Source organism: Mycobacterium sp. 360MFTsu5.1, assembly GCF_000383495.1.
GTDB classification, from domain to species: Bacteria; Actinomycetota; Actinomycetes; order Mycobacteriales; family Mycobacteriaceae; genus Mycobacterium; species Mycobacterium mucogenicum_B.
Genome location: NZ_KB911465.1, coordinates 314,140 through 329,747, shown reverse-complemented (window position 1 = coordinate 329,747; position 15,608 = coordinate 314,140). Strand labels below are relative to the sequence as shown.

Below are 15,608 nucleotides of genomic sequence, written 5' to 3'. Positions count from 1 at the left end.
GTTAGTGTGGGCCGATGGCAAAGAAAGTGACTGTCACGCTCGTCGACGATTTCGACGGTGAAGGTGCGGCGGATGAGACGGTCGAATTTGCTCTCGACGGGGTGAACTACGAGATCGACCTCACCACCAAGAACGCCACCAAGCTTCGGAATGATTTGAAGAAATGGGTCGAGGCCGGCCGTCGTGTCGGTGGTCGCCGTCGCGGCCGCGCCAGCACCGGTGCCACGGGGCGGGGCCGCGCGTCCATCGACCGTGAGCAGAGCGCCGCCATCCGGGAATGGGCGCGCCGCAACGGCCACAATGTCTCCAGCCGGGGCCGTATTCCGGCGGAGATCATCGACGCGTTCCACGCCGCGACTTAAATCCTCCGGGCAACATAATCAGGGATTGCCTGTTCGCTTTCGGCGTAGCCCGGTCAGGCTGATCCGGGAAACGTTTCGTCGCCGCAGCGCGTTGGCCTTTTCGCAGCGCTGAGTGGCCTTGCGAGCTAGGGGATACCGCAGGGCACGCATGGTCGCCGCCCATTAGAGTGGACGGTAGGCGCACAGCGTCGCGACACGCGAAGTGACGTGGCAGGAGCTGCGCTACGAGGGAGAGCAGGTAACACCGATGTTCGAGAGATTCACCGACCGGGCCCGCCGGGTCGTCGTCTTGGCTCAAGAAGAAGCCCGGATGCTCAACCACAACTACATCGGCACCGAGCACATCCTGCTTGGCCTCATCCATGAGGGCGAGGGCGTAGCTGCCAAGTCGCTGGAATCGCTGGGCATCTCGCTGGAGGGTGTGCGCAGCCAGGTCGAGGAGATCATCGGCCAGGGCCAGCAGGCGCCGTCCGGCCACATTCCGTTCACGCCGCGCGCCAAGAAGGTGCTCGAGCTGTCGCTGCGCGAGGCGCTGCAGCTCGGCCACAACTACATCGGCACCGAGCACATCCTGCTCGGCCTGATCCGCGAGGGTGAGGGCGTCGCCGCCCAGGTGCTCGTGAAGCTGGGCGCCGAGCTGACCCGCGTGCGTCAGCAGGTCATCCAGCTGCTCTCGGGCTACCAGGGCAAGGAGACCGCCGAAGCCGGTACCGGTGGCCGCGGTGGCGAGACGGGCAACCCGTCGACGTCGCTCGTGCTCGACCAGTTCGGTCGCAACCTGACCGCAGCCGCCGCCGAGGGCAAGCTCGATCCGGTCATCGGCCGCGAGAAGGAAATCGAGCGGGTCATGCAGGTGCTGAGCCGCCGCACCAAGAACAACCCGGTGCTGATCGGCGAGCCCGGTGTCGGTAAGACCGCCGTCGTCGAGGGCCTGGCGCAGGCCATCGTGCACGGCGAGGTCCCCGAGACCCTCAAGGACAAGCAGCTCTACACGCTGGACCTGGGTTCGCTGGTCGCCGGCAGCCGCTACCGCGGTGACTTCGAAGAGCGCCTCAAGAAGGTCCTCAAGGAGATCAACACCCGCGGCGACATCATCCTGTTCATCGACGAGCTGCACACGCTCGTGGGTGCGGGTGCCGCCGAGGGCGCCATCGACGCCGCCAGCATCCTGAAGCCGAAGCTGGCCCGTGGCGAGCTGCAGACCATCGGTGCGACGACGCTCGACGAGTACCGCAAGTACATCGAGAAGGACGCCGCCCTCGAGCGCCGGTTCCAGCCGGTGCAGGTGGGTGAGCCGACCGTCGAGCACACCATCGAGATCCTCAAGGGTCTGCGTGACCGCTACGAGGCGCACCACCGCGTCTCCATCACCGACGGTGCGCTGGTGGCCGCGGCCACCCTGGCCGACCGCTACATCAACGACCGGTTCCTGCCGGACAAGGCCATCGACCTCATCGACGAGGCCGGCGCCCGCATGCGCATCCGCCGGATGACCGCTCCGCCAGACCTGCGCGAGTTCGACGAGAAGATCGCCGATGCCCGCCGGGAGAAGGAATCGGCCATCGACGCGCAGGACTTCGAGAAGGCAGCCCGGCTGCGCGACTCGGAGAAGACGCTGGTCGCCCAGCGTGCCGAGCGGGAGAAGCAGTGGCGTTCGGGTGATCTCGACGTGGTCGCCGAGGTCGACGACGAGCAGATCGCCGAGGTCCTGGGCAACTGGACCGGCATCCCGGTCTTCAAGCTGACCGAGGCCGAGACCACGCGCCTGCTGCGCATGGAAGATGAGCTGCACAAGCGGATCATCGGCCAGGTCGACGCCGTCAAGGCGGTCTCGAAGGCCATCCGGCGTACCCGCGCCGGCCTGAAGGACCCGAAGCGTCCGTCGGGCTCGTTCATCTTCGCCGGCCCGTCCGGTGTCGGTAAGACCGAGCTGTCGAAGGCGCTGGCCGAGTTCCTGTTCGGTGACGACGACGCGCTCATCCAGATCGACATGGGCGAGTTCCACGACCGCTTCACCGCGTCGCGGCTGTTCGGTGCCCCTCCGGGCTACGTCGGCTACGAAGAGGGCGGCCAGCTCACCGAGAAGGTGCGCCGCAAGCCGTTCAGCGTCGTGCTGTTCGACGAGATCGAGAAGGCCCACCAGGAGATCTACAACAGCCTCCTGCAGGTCCTCGAAGACGGCCGCCTGACCGACGGTCAGGGTCGCACCGTCGACTTCAAGAACACCGTGCTGATCTTCACCTCGAACCTCGGTACGAGCGACATCAGCAAGGCGGTTGGCCTCGGCTTCACCCAGGGCGGCGGCGAGAACAACTACGAGCGGATGAAGCTCAAGGTGCACGACGAGCTGAAGAAGCACTTCCGCCCGGAGTTCCTGAACCGTATCGACGACATCATCGTGTTCCACCAGCTGACGCAGGACGAGATCATCCAGATGGTCGACCTGATGATCGGCCGGGTCGGCAAGCAGCTGAAGGCCAAGGACATGGAGATGGAGCTGACCGACAAGGCCAAGGCACTGCTGGCCAAGCGCGGCTTCGATCCGGTCCTGGGTGCCCGCCCGCTGCGCCGGACCATCCAGCGCGAGATCGAGGACCAGCTCTCCGAGAAGATTCTCTTCGAGGAGGTCGGCCCTGGTCAGCTGGTCACCGTGGACGTCGAGAACTGGGACGGCGAGAGCAACAACACCGAGGATGCGGTGTTCACCTTCGCCGGCCGCCGCAAGGAATCGGCCGACCTGGCCGAGGCCGCTGCGACTGCCTCGGAGTAAACGTGCCGTAATCGATCACGAAAAATACCCTTCCCCGAACATCGGGGGAGGGTATTTTTCGTTGGGCGTGTATGTTCATCCCGTACGACGGTGCATGGAAGCCGGTGGAAATCCGGCACGGTTGCGCCACTGTGAGCCCTCTGCGGCGAGTCAGATCTTTCGCCGTCGTGCAGAACCGAACAATGTAGGGGCGCGTGACCCCGTAGGAGGTTTGACCATGACGAGTATTGCGGTTTCCAAGCCGGGCGTATCGACCAAGGCGCTTTCGGCCACCCGGGTGGCAGTGCTGCTCGGGGTGACGATTTTCCTGGCGATGCTGGCGTACTACCTCGTCGGCATCGACGAGGGCATGATGTCGATGTTCGGTAAGACCGTCGTGGTCCACGAGTGGGTGCACGACTCGCGGCACTTCCTCGGCTTCCCCTGCCACTGATCCACGGGACTTCTTGTGGAAATCCGCGTCATCGGGCGCGGAGCCCTCGCCGGTCTGATCGCCGGCATTCTGGGGTTCCTGTTTGCCCGGATTTTTGCTGAACCCACCATCGACAAGGCCATCGACTACGAATCCGGCCGCATGAACGTGCTCTCGACCGTTCATACGGCCATGGGTCATCCGGTCGAGCCGGACGGGCCGGAGCTGTTCAGCCGGTCCATCCAGTCGGGTATCGGTGCGGCCACCGGCATCATCGCGTTCTCCGTGGCGATGGGCGCGCTGGTCGCCGTCGCGTATCTGGTGCTGCACGGCCGGTTCGGCGTGCGGCCCAAGGTGCTGGGCTGGACCGTCGCCGGTTTCGGCTTCCTGGGTGTGTACCTGCTGCCGTTCGTGAAATACCCGTCGAACCCGCCTGCCATCGGCCACGAATTCACCATGGAGGCCCGCGGTTTCCTGTACCTGGGCATGGTGTGGGGATCGCTGACCCTGCTGGGCCTCGCGGTGTTCGCCGCGCGCAAGCTGTCCGCGAAGGTCGGCTGGGCGCGTGCCGTCGGAATCTCGGTGCTCGGATTCTTCGTGGTGTACGGCGGTCTGCTGGCGGCGCTGCCGTCGCTGGGTGATCTGGCCGCCAACGTCGAGCACGCGGGCGAGTTCGGCTTCGCGCGCGCCGCGACCGAGACGCCGCAGCCGATCACCAACACATTCGATACGCCGGTCACAGTCGACGGCAAGGTCTATGCCCCCGGGCAGTTGATCTACCCCGGATTCGACGCCGACCTGCTGTGGAAGTTCCGGTGGTACTCGCTGATCGACCAGGCGTTGATCTGGACGGTCATCGGGCTGGTGTTCGGCGGGCTCGTCGAGCGCTACCTCGGTGGCACCAGGAAGGCCGCACCGATGCAGGACGTGGCAGCCGCGCTCTGACGATTGCGGTTGCCGCGCACTACAGTTCGAGGCATACCGACACAGAAAGGCGGCAGCATGCTGGTTGTCACGACGAATGACCTGCCCGGGTGGGAGATTCAGCGGGTCTGCGGTGAGGTGTTCGGCCTCACCGTCCGGTCCCGGAACGCCTTCGCGCAGATGGGCGCCGGCTTCAAGGCGATGTTCGGCGGCGAGCTGCAGGGCATGACCAAGAATCTCGCCGAGAGCCGCAACGAAGCCATGGGCCGGCTGCTCCAGGAGTGTCACGCCCGCGGCGGCAATGCCATCATCGGGATGCGGTTCGACACCACCGAGATCGGCGATGTGTGGACCGAGATCTGCGCGTACGGCACTGCGGTACAAGCGGTTCCGGTCACCGACGCGGCCCGCTACACCGCACAGCAGTTGGGTTACGGCGGCGGTCCGGGCCCGGCCGGCCCGGTTGGCCCCGGCGGTCCGGGCACGACAGGGTAATCTCCACGGCGCAGCTGGTTTGCCAATGACGCTTCGGCGTCTGCGGCATCGAATGGCGGAAATCCGCCATGAGAGGGAACCCGGTGAGAATCCGGGACTGTCCCGCAGCGGTGAGCAGGAACGACCGCCGTCATCGGCACTGGTTCGTATCGAACTGGGAAGCGACGGCCACTAGGTGCACCCGAGGGTGCGTGCCCGCGAGTCCGAAGACCTGCCAGCTGTGCCGGATGCGCCGCGTCCGGCGGTGCATCGCCTCGTGGAATGGGCTGATCGCCGAGGGCGGTTTGTGCTGTCCTCGATGAATGTCCTTGGGCGGTGCGCACTTCCGTCGCATTTGAAGGACGTCAGTTGTCAACACCATTCACCGCAACCATTCTCGGCGCGCCCCGCATCGGTCCGAACCGTGAACTCAAACGGGCCGTCGAACGCTATTGGGCGGGCCGGATCGACCGGGCCGCGCTCGAGGAAATCGCCGCGGGCCTGCGCCGCGAGACCGTCGCCGCGTTGTCGGCCGCCGGACTGGATTCCGTTCCGGTCAATACGTTCTCCTACTACGACCAGGTGCTCGACACCGCGGTGCTGCTCGGCGCCCTGCCGAGTCGCGTGAGCGGCATTGCCGACGATCTCGACCGCTATTTCGCGGCGGCTCGCGGGACGGCGGACATTGCACCGCTCGAGATGACGAAGTGGTTCGACACCAACTACCACTACCTGGTCCCGGAGATCGGCCCCAACACCACGTTCGCGCTGCATCCGGACAAGGTGCTGGCCGAGCTCAAAGAGGCTCAGGCGCAGGGTATTCCGGCCCGGCCTGTGATCGTCGGGCCGATCACGTTCCTGGCGCTGAGTAAGGCCGTCGACGGCGCAGAGGCGCCCATCGGGCGCCTCGGTGAGCTGCTGCCGTTGTATGCCGAACTGCTGGGCCGGCTCGCCGCGGCCGGTGCCGAGTGGGTGCAGATCGACGAACCCGTCTTGGTCACCGACATCCTGGGCGACGCTGCCAACGCCGCCGAACTGGCCGAGCACGTCTACGCCACGCTCGCGGCAACCACCAAGCGCCCGGCGATCCTGGTCGCGACCTACTTCGGCGAACTGGGGCCCGTGCTGCCGGCACTGGCTCGTACCCAGATCGACGGCGTCGCAGTCGATTTCGTTTCCGGTGGCGACCAGCCGGTGGCCGGTGTTCCAGGCCTCGCGGACAAGCTGCTGGTGGCCGGCGTAGTCGACGGCCGCAACGTCTGGCGCACTGACCTGGAGGCCGCACTGGTCCGGCTGGAGTCAGTGCAGGAGTCGGCACGTTCGGTGGCTGTGTCCACGTCGTGCTCGACGCTTCACGTCCCGTACTCGCTCGAACCTGAGGACGGGCTCGACGACGCGCTCCGCGGCTGGCTGGCGTTCGGTGCCGAGAAAGTCGGCGAGGTCGCGACGCTGGCGACGGCGCTGCGCAACGGCCGGGGCTCGGTGACTGCGCAGCTCGAGGCGTCGAACCGGGCGGTCGCGTCGCGCACGCACGACCCGCGACTGCACAACGCCGCCGTCCGAGCCCGGCTCGACACGGTCCTGTCCGGTGGCATCAGCCGCGGGCCGGCCGCCGAACGGCGTAAGGCACAAGATGCCCGGCTGCACCTGCCGGCACTGCCGACCACCACGATCGGTTCGTTCCCGCAGACCGTCGAGATCCGCAAGGCCCGGGCGGCGTTCGTCGCCGGCGAGATCGACGAGGCCGATTACACCGGCCGGATGAAATCCGAAGTCGAGACGGTGATCCGGTTGCAGGAGGAACTCGGCCTCGATGTGCTGGTGCACGGCGAGCCCGAGCGCAACGACATGGTGCAGTACTTCGCCGAGCAGCTCGACGGCTTCTTGACCACCAAGAACGGCTGGGTGCAGTCGTACGGCAGCCGCTGCGTGCGCCCGCCGGTCCTCTTCGGTGACGTCACCAGGCGGCAGCCGATGACGGTCGAGTGGGCGACGTACGCGCAGACGCTGACCGACAAGCCGGTCAAGGGCATGCTCACCGGTCCGGTGACGATCCTGGCCTGGTCGTTCGTTCGCGACGATCAGCCGCTGGCGGACTCGGCCAACCAGGTGGCGCTGGCCATCCGGGACGAGACCGTCGATCTGCAGTCCGCCGGCATCGCGATCATCCAGGTCGACGAGCCGGCACTGCGAGAGCTGCTGCCGCTGCGCAATGCCGACAAGGCGGCCTACCTGCAGTGGGCGGTCGAGGCGTTCCGGCTCTCGACGTCGGGCGTCAGCGACGCCACGCAGATTCACACGCACCTGTGCTATTCGGAGTTCGGTGAGGTGATCGGTGCCATTGCCGATCTCGATGCCGACGTGACGTCGATCGAGGCGGCCCGCTCCCACATGGAGGTCCTCGACGACCTCAACGGCATCGGGTTCTCGAACAGCGTCGGCCCCGGTGTGTACGACATTCACTCACCGCGGGTTCCCACCACCGGCGAGATGGCGACATCGCTGCGCCGTGCGCTGGATGCCGTTCCGGCAGAACGGCTCTGGGTGAACCCGGACTGTGGGCTGAAGACCCGCAAAACCGATGAGGTGACCGAGTCGCTGCGGCACATGGTGCAGGCGGCACAGTTGGTTCGCGCCGGGTAGTACTCCGATGACTGCGCTCCGGAATCTGGTTCAGGTTCCGGGGCGCAGTTCATTTCGAGGTCACGCAGCGGCGCGCCCACTGAAATAAAACCGCCTCCTCGGGCCTTGACCTTGCTGGGCCAGTGCCCGGAAACCGATTGGAGACGAACCGATGTCGCGAGTAGTGCAGTTCGCCGAATACGGCACACCTGAGGTCTTGCGAGTGGTCGACGTCGAGCCGCCGGCTCCCGGACCCACTCAGGTGCGGATCGCGGTGCGCGCCGCGGGCGTCAACCCGATCGACTGGAAGATCCTCGCCGGGTACATGCGCGAACTGATTCCGCTCGAGCTGCCCGCCGGTGTGGGGTCCGACGTGGCAGGTGTCGTCGACGCTGTCGGGTCCGAGGTGACCGAATGGGCGGTCGGCGACGAGGTTCTGGGACGGTCGACGACAGGTTCGTTCGCGGATCTCGCGCTGGCGGAAGCTGCCGAGCTCGTCCGTAAGCCTGAGGGCGTCAGCTGGGAAGTGGCGGGCTCGCTGGCAGGCGCGGGCGGCACTGCGTACACGGTGCTGGGGAAGCTCGGCGTCAAGGCGGGCGACACCCTGCTCATCCACGCGGCCGCGGGCGGCGTCGGTACTTTTGCCGTCCAGCTCGCAAAGGCGCAAGGCGTCAATGTCATTGGCACGGCGGGTGAATCCAACCACGAATACCTGCGTTCGCTCGGCGCGACGCCGGTCACCTACGGCGATGGTCTGCTCGACAGGGTCCGGGCCGTCGCACCCGACGGGGTCGACGCCGTTCTCGACGCCTCCGGCCGCGGCGAGATTCCGTTGTCCATCGAGCTCACCGGCGACCCGGCGCGCGTTCTCACGCTGGTCGCCTTCGACCAGGCCGCCACCGGAATCCAGGTGCATGTCGGTGGTTCCGGAAGCGAACTGGGCGCCGCCCTGCGGGAACTGGCGACGCTTGTCGCGCAGGGACGCCTCACCATCTCGATCAGCGAGACGTACCCGCTGACCGAAGCCGGTGCCGCGCTCTCGGCGAGCACGGCGGGCCACGTGCACGGCAAGCTCGTCGTCGTGCCGTGAACACGGCGTTGGTCAGCTGACCACCACGAGCAGGTCATTGCCTTCGACGCTCGCGGTGGGCGCCAACGCGATCCGCGTGACGGTACCGGCCTTCGGCGCCGTGATGGCTGCCTCCATCTTCATCGCCTCGATGGTGGCGACCGTTTGGCCCGCGCTGACCCGCTCGCCAACGGTCACCCCGATCGTCACGACACCGGCGAACGGCGCCGCAACGTGGTCCGGGTTGCCGCGGTCCGCTTTCTCCGCGACGGGGACTGCGCTGTCGATCGACCTGTCCCGCACCAGGATCGGGCGCAGCTGACCGTTCAACAGGCACAACACCGTCCGCATGCCGCGGTCATCGGGCTCGGAGATGGCCTCGAGACCGATGAGCAGCTCGACGCCCTTCTCCAACTTGACGCGGTGCTCCTCGCCGCGGCGCAGCCCGTAGAAGAACTGGTTGGCGCTCAGGCGGGAGGTGTCGCCGAATTGTTCTCGATGCGTCAGGAATTCGCGGGTCGGACCGGGGAAGAGCAGCCGATTCAGGGCGGCTCGGCGGGTAAGTCCGGGCTCCGCCAGTTCGGCGTAGTCCTCGACGGTGAGGGTTGCCGTCGGCCTGGTGTCGGACCTTCCGTGAAGGGCCTTGCTGCGCAAGGGTTCCGGCCAGCCGCCGGGCGGGTCGCCGAGCTCGCCGCGGAGGAAGCCGATCACCGAATCCGGGATGTCGCAGCGGTGCGGGTCGGCGGCGAACTCCCCGGCGCTCATCCCGGCGCCGACGAGCGCCAGCGCAAGGTCACCTACCACCTTGCTCGACGGCGTCACCTTCACCAGCCTGCCGAGAGCGTGATCTGCTCCGGCATAGGCGTTTTCGATGTCCTCGAAGCGGCCGCCCAGCCCGAGGGCGGTGGCCTGGGTACGCAGATTGCTGAGCTGCCCGCCCGGGATCTCGTGGGTGTACACGCGGCCGGTCGGTGCGGGCAGGCCCGCCTCGAAAGGCGCGTAGACGCGGCGCAACGCCTCCCAATACGGTTCCAGCTCACAGACGTTCGCCAACGACAGACCGGTGTCGTGCGTGGTGTGCGCGGCTGCCGCAACGATCGACGACAGGGCAGGCTGGCTGGTGGTGCCGGCCAGCGGTGCCGCCGCCCCGTCGACTGCCGAGGCGCCGGCCTGCCAGGCCGCGACGTACGTGGCCAGCTGTCCACCCGGGGTGTCGTGGGTGTGGACGTGTACAGGCAGGTCGAACCGGGATCGCAACGCCGACACGAGTTCTGCCGCCGCGGGCGGTCGCAGCAGACCGGCCATGTCCTTGATGGCCAGCACATGGGCACCGGCATCGACGATCTGCTCGGCCAGCTTCAGCCAATAGTCGAGCGTGTACAGCGTCTCCGTGGGGTCGGAGAGGTTGCCGGTGTAGGACATCGCGACTTCGGCCACCGCGGAACCGGTTTCACGCACTGCGTCGATCGCCGGCCGCATCGATTCCACGTTGTTCAGCGCGTCGAAGATCCGGAAGATGTCGATGCCGGTGGCTGTGGCCTCCTGCACGAATGCCGACGTGACCGATGCCGGATAGGGTGTGTAACCCACGGTGTTTCGGCCGCGCAACAGCATCTGGAGACAGATGTTGGGCATCGCCTCCCGCAGCGCGGCCAGCCGCTCCCACGGGTCCTCCTTCAGGAACCGAAGCGCCACGTCATAAGTCGCGCCGCCCCAGCACTCGACCGACAGCAGCTGCGGCGTCATGCGGGCCACGTACGGTGCCACCTTGACCAGGCCCGAGGTACGCACTCGCGTGGCGAGTAGCGACTGATGGGCGTCGCGGAACGTGGTGTCGGTGACCCACAGCCGCGGCGACTCCAGTAGGGCGGCCGCAAAGCGCTCTGGGCCGAGCTCGGTCAGCAGCTGCTTGCTGCCCGCCGGCGCCGGACCGTCGAGATCAATCTTCGGCAGCTTGTCACGTGGATACACAGTCGACGGACGACCGCCGTGCGGCTGGTTCACCGTCACGTCCGCGAGGTAGTTGAGGATGCGGGTGCCGCGGTCCCCTGGAGTGTGGGCCGTCAGTAGTTGCGGACGCTCGTCGATGAACGATGTCGACACCTTGCCCGCGGCGAAGTCCGGATCATCGAGAACCGCTTGCAGGAAAGGAATGTTCGTCGACACCCCGCGGATGCGGAACTCCGCGAGAGCGCGTCGGGCCCTCCTGACCGCCGTCGCGAAATCCTGACCGCGGCAGGTGAGTTTGACCAACATCGAGTCGAAGTGGGCGCTGATCTCCGCACCGACGTTGGTGCCGCCGTCCAACCGGACGCCGGCACCACCGGGAGAACGGTAGGCGGTGATCCGGCCGGTGTCGGGGCGGAAACCGTTGGCGGGATCTTCGGTGGTGATGCGGCACTGCATGGCGGCGCCACGGATTCTGATGCGATCCTGGCTCAGCCCGAGCTCGGCCAACGACCGGCCGGCCGCGATCCGTAACTGGGCGGCCACCAGGTCGACGTCGGTGATCTCCTCGGTCACCGTGTGCTCGACCTGAATGCGCGGATTGCACTCGATGAACACGTGGTGCCCGCGCTCGTCGAGCAGGAACTCGACGGTTCCGGCGCAGAAGTAACCGATCTGGCGCGCGAATGTCACCGCGTCCAAACAGATTCGGTTCCGCAGTTCGTCGGTGAGGTTCGGGGCGGGGGCCAGCTCGACCACCTTCTGGTGCCGGCGTTGCACACTGCAGTCCCGTTCGAAGAGGTGGATCACCTCGCCGGTTCCGTCGGCCAGTATCTGCACCTCGATGTGGCGTGGGTTGAGGACCGCCTGCTCGAGGTAGACGTTCGGGTCACCGAAAGCAGATTCCGCTTCGCGCGACGCCGCCGCGATGGCCTCGGCCAGGGCGGCCGGCTCGGTCACCCTCCGCATGCCACGTCCGCCACCACCCGAGACGGCCTTGACGAACAGCGGAAACTCCATACCGGCTGCGGCCGTGAGTAATTCGCTGACCGAAGCCGACGGCTCCGACGATGCGAGCACCGGCAGGCCGGCGGTTCGGGCCGCGGCGATGGCGCTGGCCTTGTTGCCGGTCAACTCCAGGACGCCGGCACTCGGGCCGACGAACGTGATGCCCGCCGCGGCGCACGCTGACGCGAGTTCCGGGTTCTCCGACAGGAATCCGTATCCCGGGTACACCGCGTCGGCGCCGGACAGCTGCGCCACCCGGATGATTTCGGGCACCGACAGATAGGCGCGAACGGGATGGCCCGGCTCGCCGATCTGGTAGGACTCGTCGGCCTTCAGTCGGTGTGGGGAGTTCCGGTCCTCGTGGGCGTACACCGCCACCGTCGCGATACCCAGCTCATAGGCCGCCCGGAAGGCCCGGATCGCGATCTCACCCCGGTTGGCGACGAGGACTTTGGTGATGGCGCGCTCAGGCAATGGAACGCTGTGGTTGGCCCGAGTATTCACTCAGGGGACGGATCAGTGCGTTCGACGACGCTTGTTCCATGATGTGCGCGGTCCAGCCCACGATGCGGGCCATCACGAAAAGCGGTGTGAAGACCGGGATGTCGAAGCCCATGAGGTAGTAGGCCGGCCCGGTGGGGAAGTCGAGGTTCGGCTTGATCCTGGTGGCGGTGAACATCTCGCGCTCCAGCACGGTGTAGATGTCCAGCCACCGCTGGCCGCCGCGAGCAGCCACCACCCGGTCGAGTGCCGCCTTCATCGTCGGCACCCGAGAGTCACCGTTCTTGTAGACGCGGTGTCCGAAGCCCATCACCTTCTCTTTGCGGGACAACTTGCCGTGCAACCACTTCGGGGCGTTCTCGGCCGAGCCGATCTCCAGCATGTCGTGCATGACGGCCTCGTTGGCGCCGCCGTGCAGCGAGCCCTTGAGGGCGCCGATGGCCGCGGTGACCGCGCTGTAGATGTCCGACTGCGTGGAAGTCACCACCCGGGCCGCGAACGTGGATGCGTTGAAGCTGTGCTCGGCGTACAGCACCATGGACTGGGAGAAGGCGTCGACGATCGCCGGTTCGGGGACCGATCCGAAGCACATGTTCAGGAAGTTCTCGGCGTATCCCAGCTGGCTGTGCGGCTGGATGGGCGAAAGTCCCTGCCGGCGGCGGATATCGGCGGCGACGATGGTCGGCAGGACGGCGAACATGCGCAGTGACTTGGCGTAGTTGGCCGGAACCGTGCTGTCGTCCTCTTCCGGGTCCTCGGCGCCGAGATAGCTGATCGCGGTGCGGACCACGTCCATCGGGTGGCAGCTCTCGGGCAGCTTGGCCAGCAGCGAGTACATCGACCGGTCGATCCGCCGGGACGCCCGCTCGCGCTGGCAGAACATCGCCAGCTCGTGTTCGGTCGGCAGCTCGCCGTGCCACAGCAGGTAGGCCACCTGCTCGAACGTGCAGTGCGTCGCCAGATCCTGCACGGGATAGCCCCGGTAGGTCAGGCTGTTGGTCTCGGGCACGACTTTGGAGATGGCGGTGGTATCGACGACGACACCGGCCAGGCCCTTGTGGATGTGGGGCGTTTCTGTGGTCATGATTTCACGTCCTGGAGGGTGAAATTGAAGATGTCTGAATCGAATTGGTTGTAGTCGGCATAGCGCAGCAGTTCGTACAACCGGCTGCGGTGTTGCATCCGGTCCAATAGGCCGGCTTGGGTTCCGGCGGTATGGATTTCGCGTAGGCCGGCCTCGACCGCGTGCATCGCCAGGCGCAGGGTGGTGACCGGGTAGATCACCATGTCGTAGCCGATGTCGGACAACTGCTGAGCCGTCACGAGTTCCGACTTGCCGAACTCGGTCATGTTGGCCAACAGGGGAGTGTCGACGGCCGCCCGGAAGCGCTCGAATTCCTCCGGGGTGGAGAGTGCCTCGGTGAAGATCAGGTCGGCGCCGGCGTCGGCGTAGGCCTTCGCGCGGTCGATGGCGGCGTCGATGCCCTCGATCCCGGCGGCATCGGTGCGGGCACAGATGACGAAGTTCGGGTCCCGGCGCGCGGCGACGGCGGCACGCAGTCGCTTGATCATCTCGGCGGCCGGCACGACGGCCTTGCCGTCCAGATGGCCACAGCGCTTGGGGTTCACCTGGTCCTCGAGGTGGCAGCCGGCCAGCCCGGCGTCCTCCAGGACCGTGATGGTGCGCGCGGCGCTCATCGGCTCGCCGAAGCCGGTGTCGGCGTCCACCAGGGTGGGTAGATCGGTTGCCGCGGCGATCTGGGCGCTGCGTCCGGCCACCTCGGTCAAGGTGGTCAGCCCGATGTCGGGCAGGCCCAGGTCGGCCGACAGGACCGCGCCCGAGACGTAGACCCCCTCGAAGCCGATCTCCGACACCAGCTTTGCCACCAGTGGCGAGAATGCGCCCGGATAGCGTTGCAGCCGGCCGGAATTCAGTGCCGCCCGTAACGCCGCCCGCTTGTCGGCCGCCGAGACCCGCGAACCGAGCAGGCCGGCGCTCATCGGAAAATCCCCGACGGGATGGTCGGAGCCTTGTCCAGCACGACCTGTTCGACCCGCAGGTTGAGGGCGTCGAGGCTGCCCGGCTTCATGGTGGCCAGACCATCGACGACGGTCAGGAAACGCTCCTGCTCGGTGTTGGCGATCACGCCGTCGGCGAGCGCGGTGAACTTGTGGCGGTACTGCGCCCGCTCGAACGGGCGCGCGCCCAGCGGGTGGGCGTCGGCCACGGCCAGCTCGTCGACGATCACCTCGCCGCTCTTGAGCGTCACCACGGCCCGGGCGCCGAATGCCTTCTCGGCGGGGTCATTCGAGTGGTATCGCCGGGTCCACTCCGGATCCTCGACGGTCGAGATCTTGTTCCAGAGCTCGATGGTGTCCGGCCGGTGTGCGCGTTCGGGGGCGTACGACCGCTCGTGGTGCCACGCACCGTCCTGCAGTGCGACCGCGAAGATGTACATCACGGAGTGGTCGAGGGTTTCTCGTGTTGCATCCGGATCGAACTTCTGCGGATCGTTCGAGCCGGTGCCGATCACCACGTGCGTGTGGTGACTGGTGTGCAGCACGATTGTGGCGATCTGGTCCAGATCGCCGATCCGCGAACGCATCCGGCGCGCCAGGTCGATGGGGGCCTGGCTCTGGTATTCGGCGCTGTGTTCCTTGGTGTAGCTGTCCAGGATGGCGAGCTTGGGTTCGCCGGGACCCGGCAGCGGCACCTGGTAGGTGTGCTCGGGCCCGGACAGCAGCCAGGCGATGACGCCGTCCTCGCCTTCCCAGATGGGGGCCGGGGAGCCTTCACCGCGCATGGCCCGGTCGACGGCCTCGATGGCGACCTTGCCGGCCAGCGCCGGGGCGTAGGCCTTCCAGCTGGAGATCAGACCCTTGCGGGACTGGCGGGTGGCGGTGGTGAGGTGCAGCGCCTGGCCGACCGCGGCATAGATGGTCTCGGGGTCCAGCCGCAGCATGGTGCCGAGGCCGGCCGCGACGGACGGGCCGAGGTGCGCAACGTGGTCGATCTTGTGTTCGTGCAAACAGATTCCGCGGACCAGGTCCATCTGCACCTCGTATGCGGTGGCGATGCCGCGGATCAGGTCGGCGCCGCGGACGTCGAGCTGCTGGGCCACCGCGACCAGGGCCGGGATGTTGTCCCCCGGGTGCGAGTACTCGGCGGCCAGGAAGGTGTCGTGGAAGTCGAGTTCGCGGACGGCCACCCCGTTGGCCCAGGCGGCCCACTCGGGCGAGTAGGTGCCGTCGATGCCGAATACCGTGGCACCGCGCGGCGTGCGGTGCGCCTGTGCCTGGGTCCGGGCGACGGTGACGGGACGCCGGATCACCGATGCGGCCGAGACCGCGGCGTTGTCGATGATCCGGTTGACGACCATCGCCGCCACCTCGGGCGTCACGTCGACCGGATCGGCGGCGACCTCCGCGATCTTCCACGCCAGGTGTTCCGAGCGGGGGAATTCCTCCGCGCTGCGTCGGGTGCGTACCTCGTGTGTCTGCATGATTCGCACGCTACGC

The 15,608-nt window shown here is 67.0% G+C and carries 11 protein-coding genes and 2 riboswitches; of the genes, 7 read left to right on the top strand and 4 right to left on the bottom strand.

Annotated elements, in window-relative coordinates; genetic code table 11:
* The first annotated feature begins 14 nt into the window (after positions 1-14).
* The 7 genes from lsr2 (at position 15) to H289_RS0111315 (ending at position 8,654) form a co-directional block, all read left to right on the top strand.
* Complete coding sequence (gene lsr2, locus H289_RS0111345; protein ID WP_020100914.1) at positions 15-362, top strand: histone-like nucleoid-structuring protein Lsr2; 348 nt, start codon at positions 15-17, stop codon at positions 360-362.
* A 247-nt stretch (positions 363-609) separates the two neighbouring features.
* Positions 610-3,132, top strand: a complete 2,523-nt coding sequence (gene clpC1 / locus H289_RS0111340) for an ATP-dependent protease ATP-binding subunit ClpC (RefSeq protein ID WP_029105103.1) — start codon at positions 610-612, stop codon at positions 3,130-3,132.
* Between the two features lie 69 nt (positions 3,133-3,201).
* Positions 3,202-3,348, top strand: a riboswitch (adenosylcobalamin (AdoCbl) riboswitch).
* A 1-nt stretch (position 3,349) separates the two neighbouring features.
* The gene (locus H289_RS0111335) at positions 3,350-3,565 is read left to right on the top strand and encodes a CbtB domain-containing protein (protein WP_020100912.1); all 216 of its coding nucleotides are present in this window, start codon (positions 3,350-3,352) and stop codon (positions 3,563-3,565) included.
* 15 nt (positions 3,566-3,580) lie between these two features.
* The gene (locus tag H289_RS0111330) at positions 3,581-4,489 is read left to right on the top strand and encodes a CbtA family protein (protein ID WP_020100911.1); all 909 of its coding nucleotides are present in this window, start codon (positions 3,581-3,583) and stop codon (positions 4,487-4,489) included.
* A gap of 57 nt (positions 4,490-4,546) precedes the next feature.
* On the top strand, positions 4,547-4,963 hold the full coding sequence (locus tag H289_RS0111325) for a YbjQ family protein (protein WP_020100910.1): 417 nt from the start codon (positions 4,547-4,549) through the stop codon (positions 4,961-4,963).
* Positions 4,964-4,989: 26 nt separating this feature from the next.
* Positions 4,990-5,196, top strand: a riboswitch (cobalamin riboswitch).
* A gap of 115 nt (positions 5,197-5,311) precedes the next feature.
* Positions 5,312-7,585: a 5-methyltetrahydropteroyltriglutamate--homocysteine S-methyltransferase gene (gene metE / locus H289_RS0111320; RefSeq protein WP_020100909.1), complete on the top strand. Its 2,274-nt coding sequence runs from the start codon at positions 5,312-5,314 to the stop codon at positions 7,583-7,585.
* Positions 7,586-7,736: 151 nt separating this feature from the next.
* A complete protein-coding gene (locus H289_RS0111315; RefSeq protein ID WP_029105102.1) occupies positions 7,737-8,654 on the top strand; it encodes an NADP-dependent oxidoreductase in 918 nt (305 codons plus the stop codon).
* A gap of 12 nt (positions 8,655-8,666) precedes the next feature.
* Here the strand turns inward: H289_RS0111315 and H289_RS0111310 are convergent, their stop codons facing one another.
* From H289_RS0111310 to prpD, 4 genes are read right to left on the bottom strand one after another with little or no spacing between them, the layout of a single operon-like run.
* Positions 8,667-12,047 (bottom strand): pyruvate carboxylase, encoded by a 3,381-nt coding sequence (locus H289_RS0111310; RefSeq protein ID WP_036420461.1) that lies wholly within the window; start codon positions 12,045-12,047, stop codon positions 8,667-8,669.
* Positions 12,048-12,054: 7 nt separating this feature from the next.
* A complete protein-coding gene (locus H289_RS0111305; protein ID WP_020100906.1) occupies positions 12,055-13,173 on the bottom strand; it encodes a bifunctional 2-methylcitrate synthase/citrate synthase in 1,119 nt (372 codons plus the stop codon).
* Positions 13,170-14,090: a methylisocitrate lyase gene (gene prpB, locus H289_RS0111300; protein ID WP_020100905.1), complete on the bottom strand. Its 921-nt coding sequence runs from the start codon at positions 14,088-14,090 to the stop codon at positions 13,170-13,172. Before prpB ends, H289_RS0111305 begins: the two co-directional genes overlap by 4 nt.
* Positions 14,087-15,592: a 2-methylcitrate dehydratase PrpD gene (gene prpD, locus H289_RS0111295; protein WP_020100904.1), complete on the bottom strand. Its 1,506-nt coding sequence runs from the start codon at positions 15,590-15,592 to the stop codon at positions 14,087-14,089. The genes prpB and prpD overlap by 4 nt, the downstream gene beginning before the upstream one ends.
* Positions 15,593-15,608 lie beyond the last annotated feature (16 nt).

Coding starts and splice junctions, on each gene's coding strand:
- prpB (WP_020100905.1), bottom strand. CDS start 14,090: ATGAGCGCCGGCCTGCTCGGTTCGCGGGTCTCGGCGGCCGACAAGCGG.
- H289_RS0111325 (WP_020100910.1), top strand. CDS start 4,547: ATGCTGGTTGTCACGACGAATGACCTGCCCGGGTGGGAGATTCAGCGG.
- prpD (WP_020100904.1), bottom strand. CDS start 15,592: ATGCAGACACACGAGGTACGCACCCGACGCAGCGCGGAGGAATTCCCC.
- H289_RS0111305 (WP_020100906.1), bottom strand. CDS start 13,173: ATGACCACAGAAACGCCCCACATCCACAAGGGCCTGGCCGGTGTCGTC.
- clpC1 (WP_029105103.1), top strand. CDS start 610: ATGTTCGAGAGATTCACCGACCGGGCCCGCCGGGTCGTCGTCTTGGCT.
- lsr2 (WP_020100914.1), top strand. CDS start 15: ATGGCAAAGAAAGTGACTGTCACGCTCGTCGACGATTTCGACGGTGAA.
- H289_RS0111315 (WP_029105102.1), top strand. CDS start 7,737: ATGTCGCGAGTAGTGCAGTTCGCCGAATACGGCACACCTGAGGTCTTG.
- H289_RS0111335 (WP_020100912.1), top strand. CDS start 3,350: ATGACGAGTATTGCGGTTTCCAAGCCGGGCGTATCGACCAAGGCGCTT.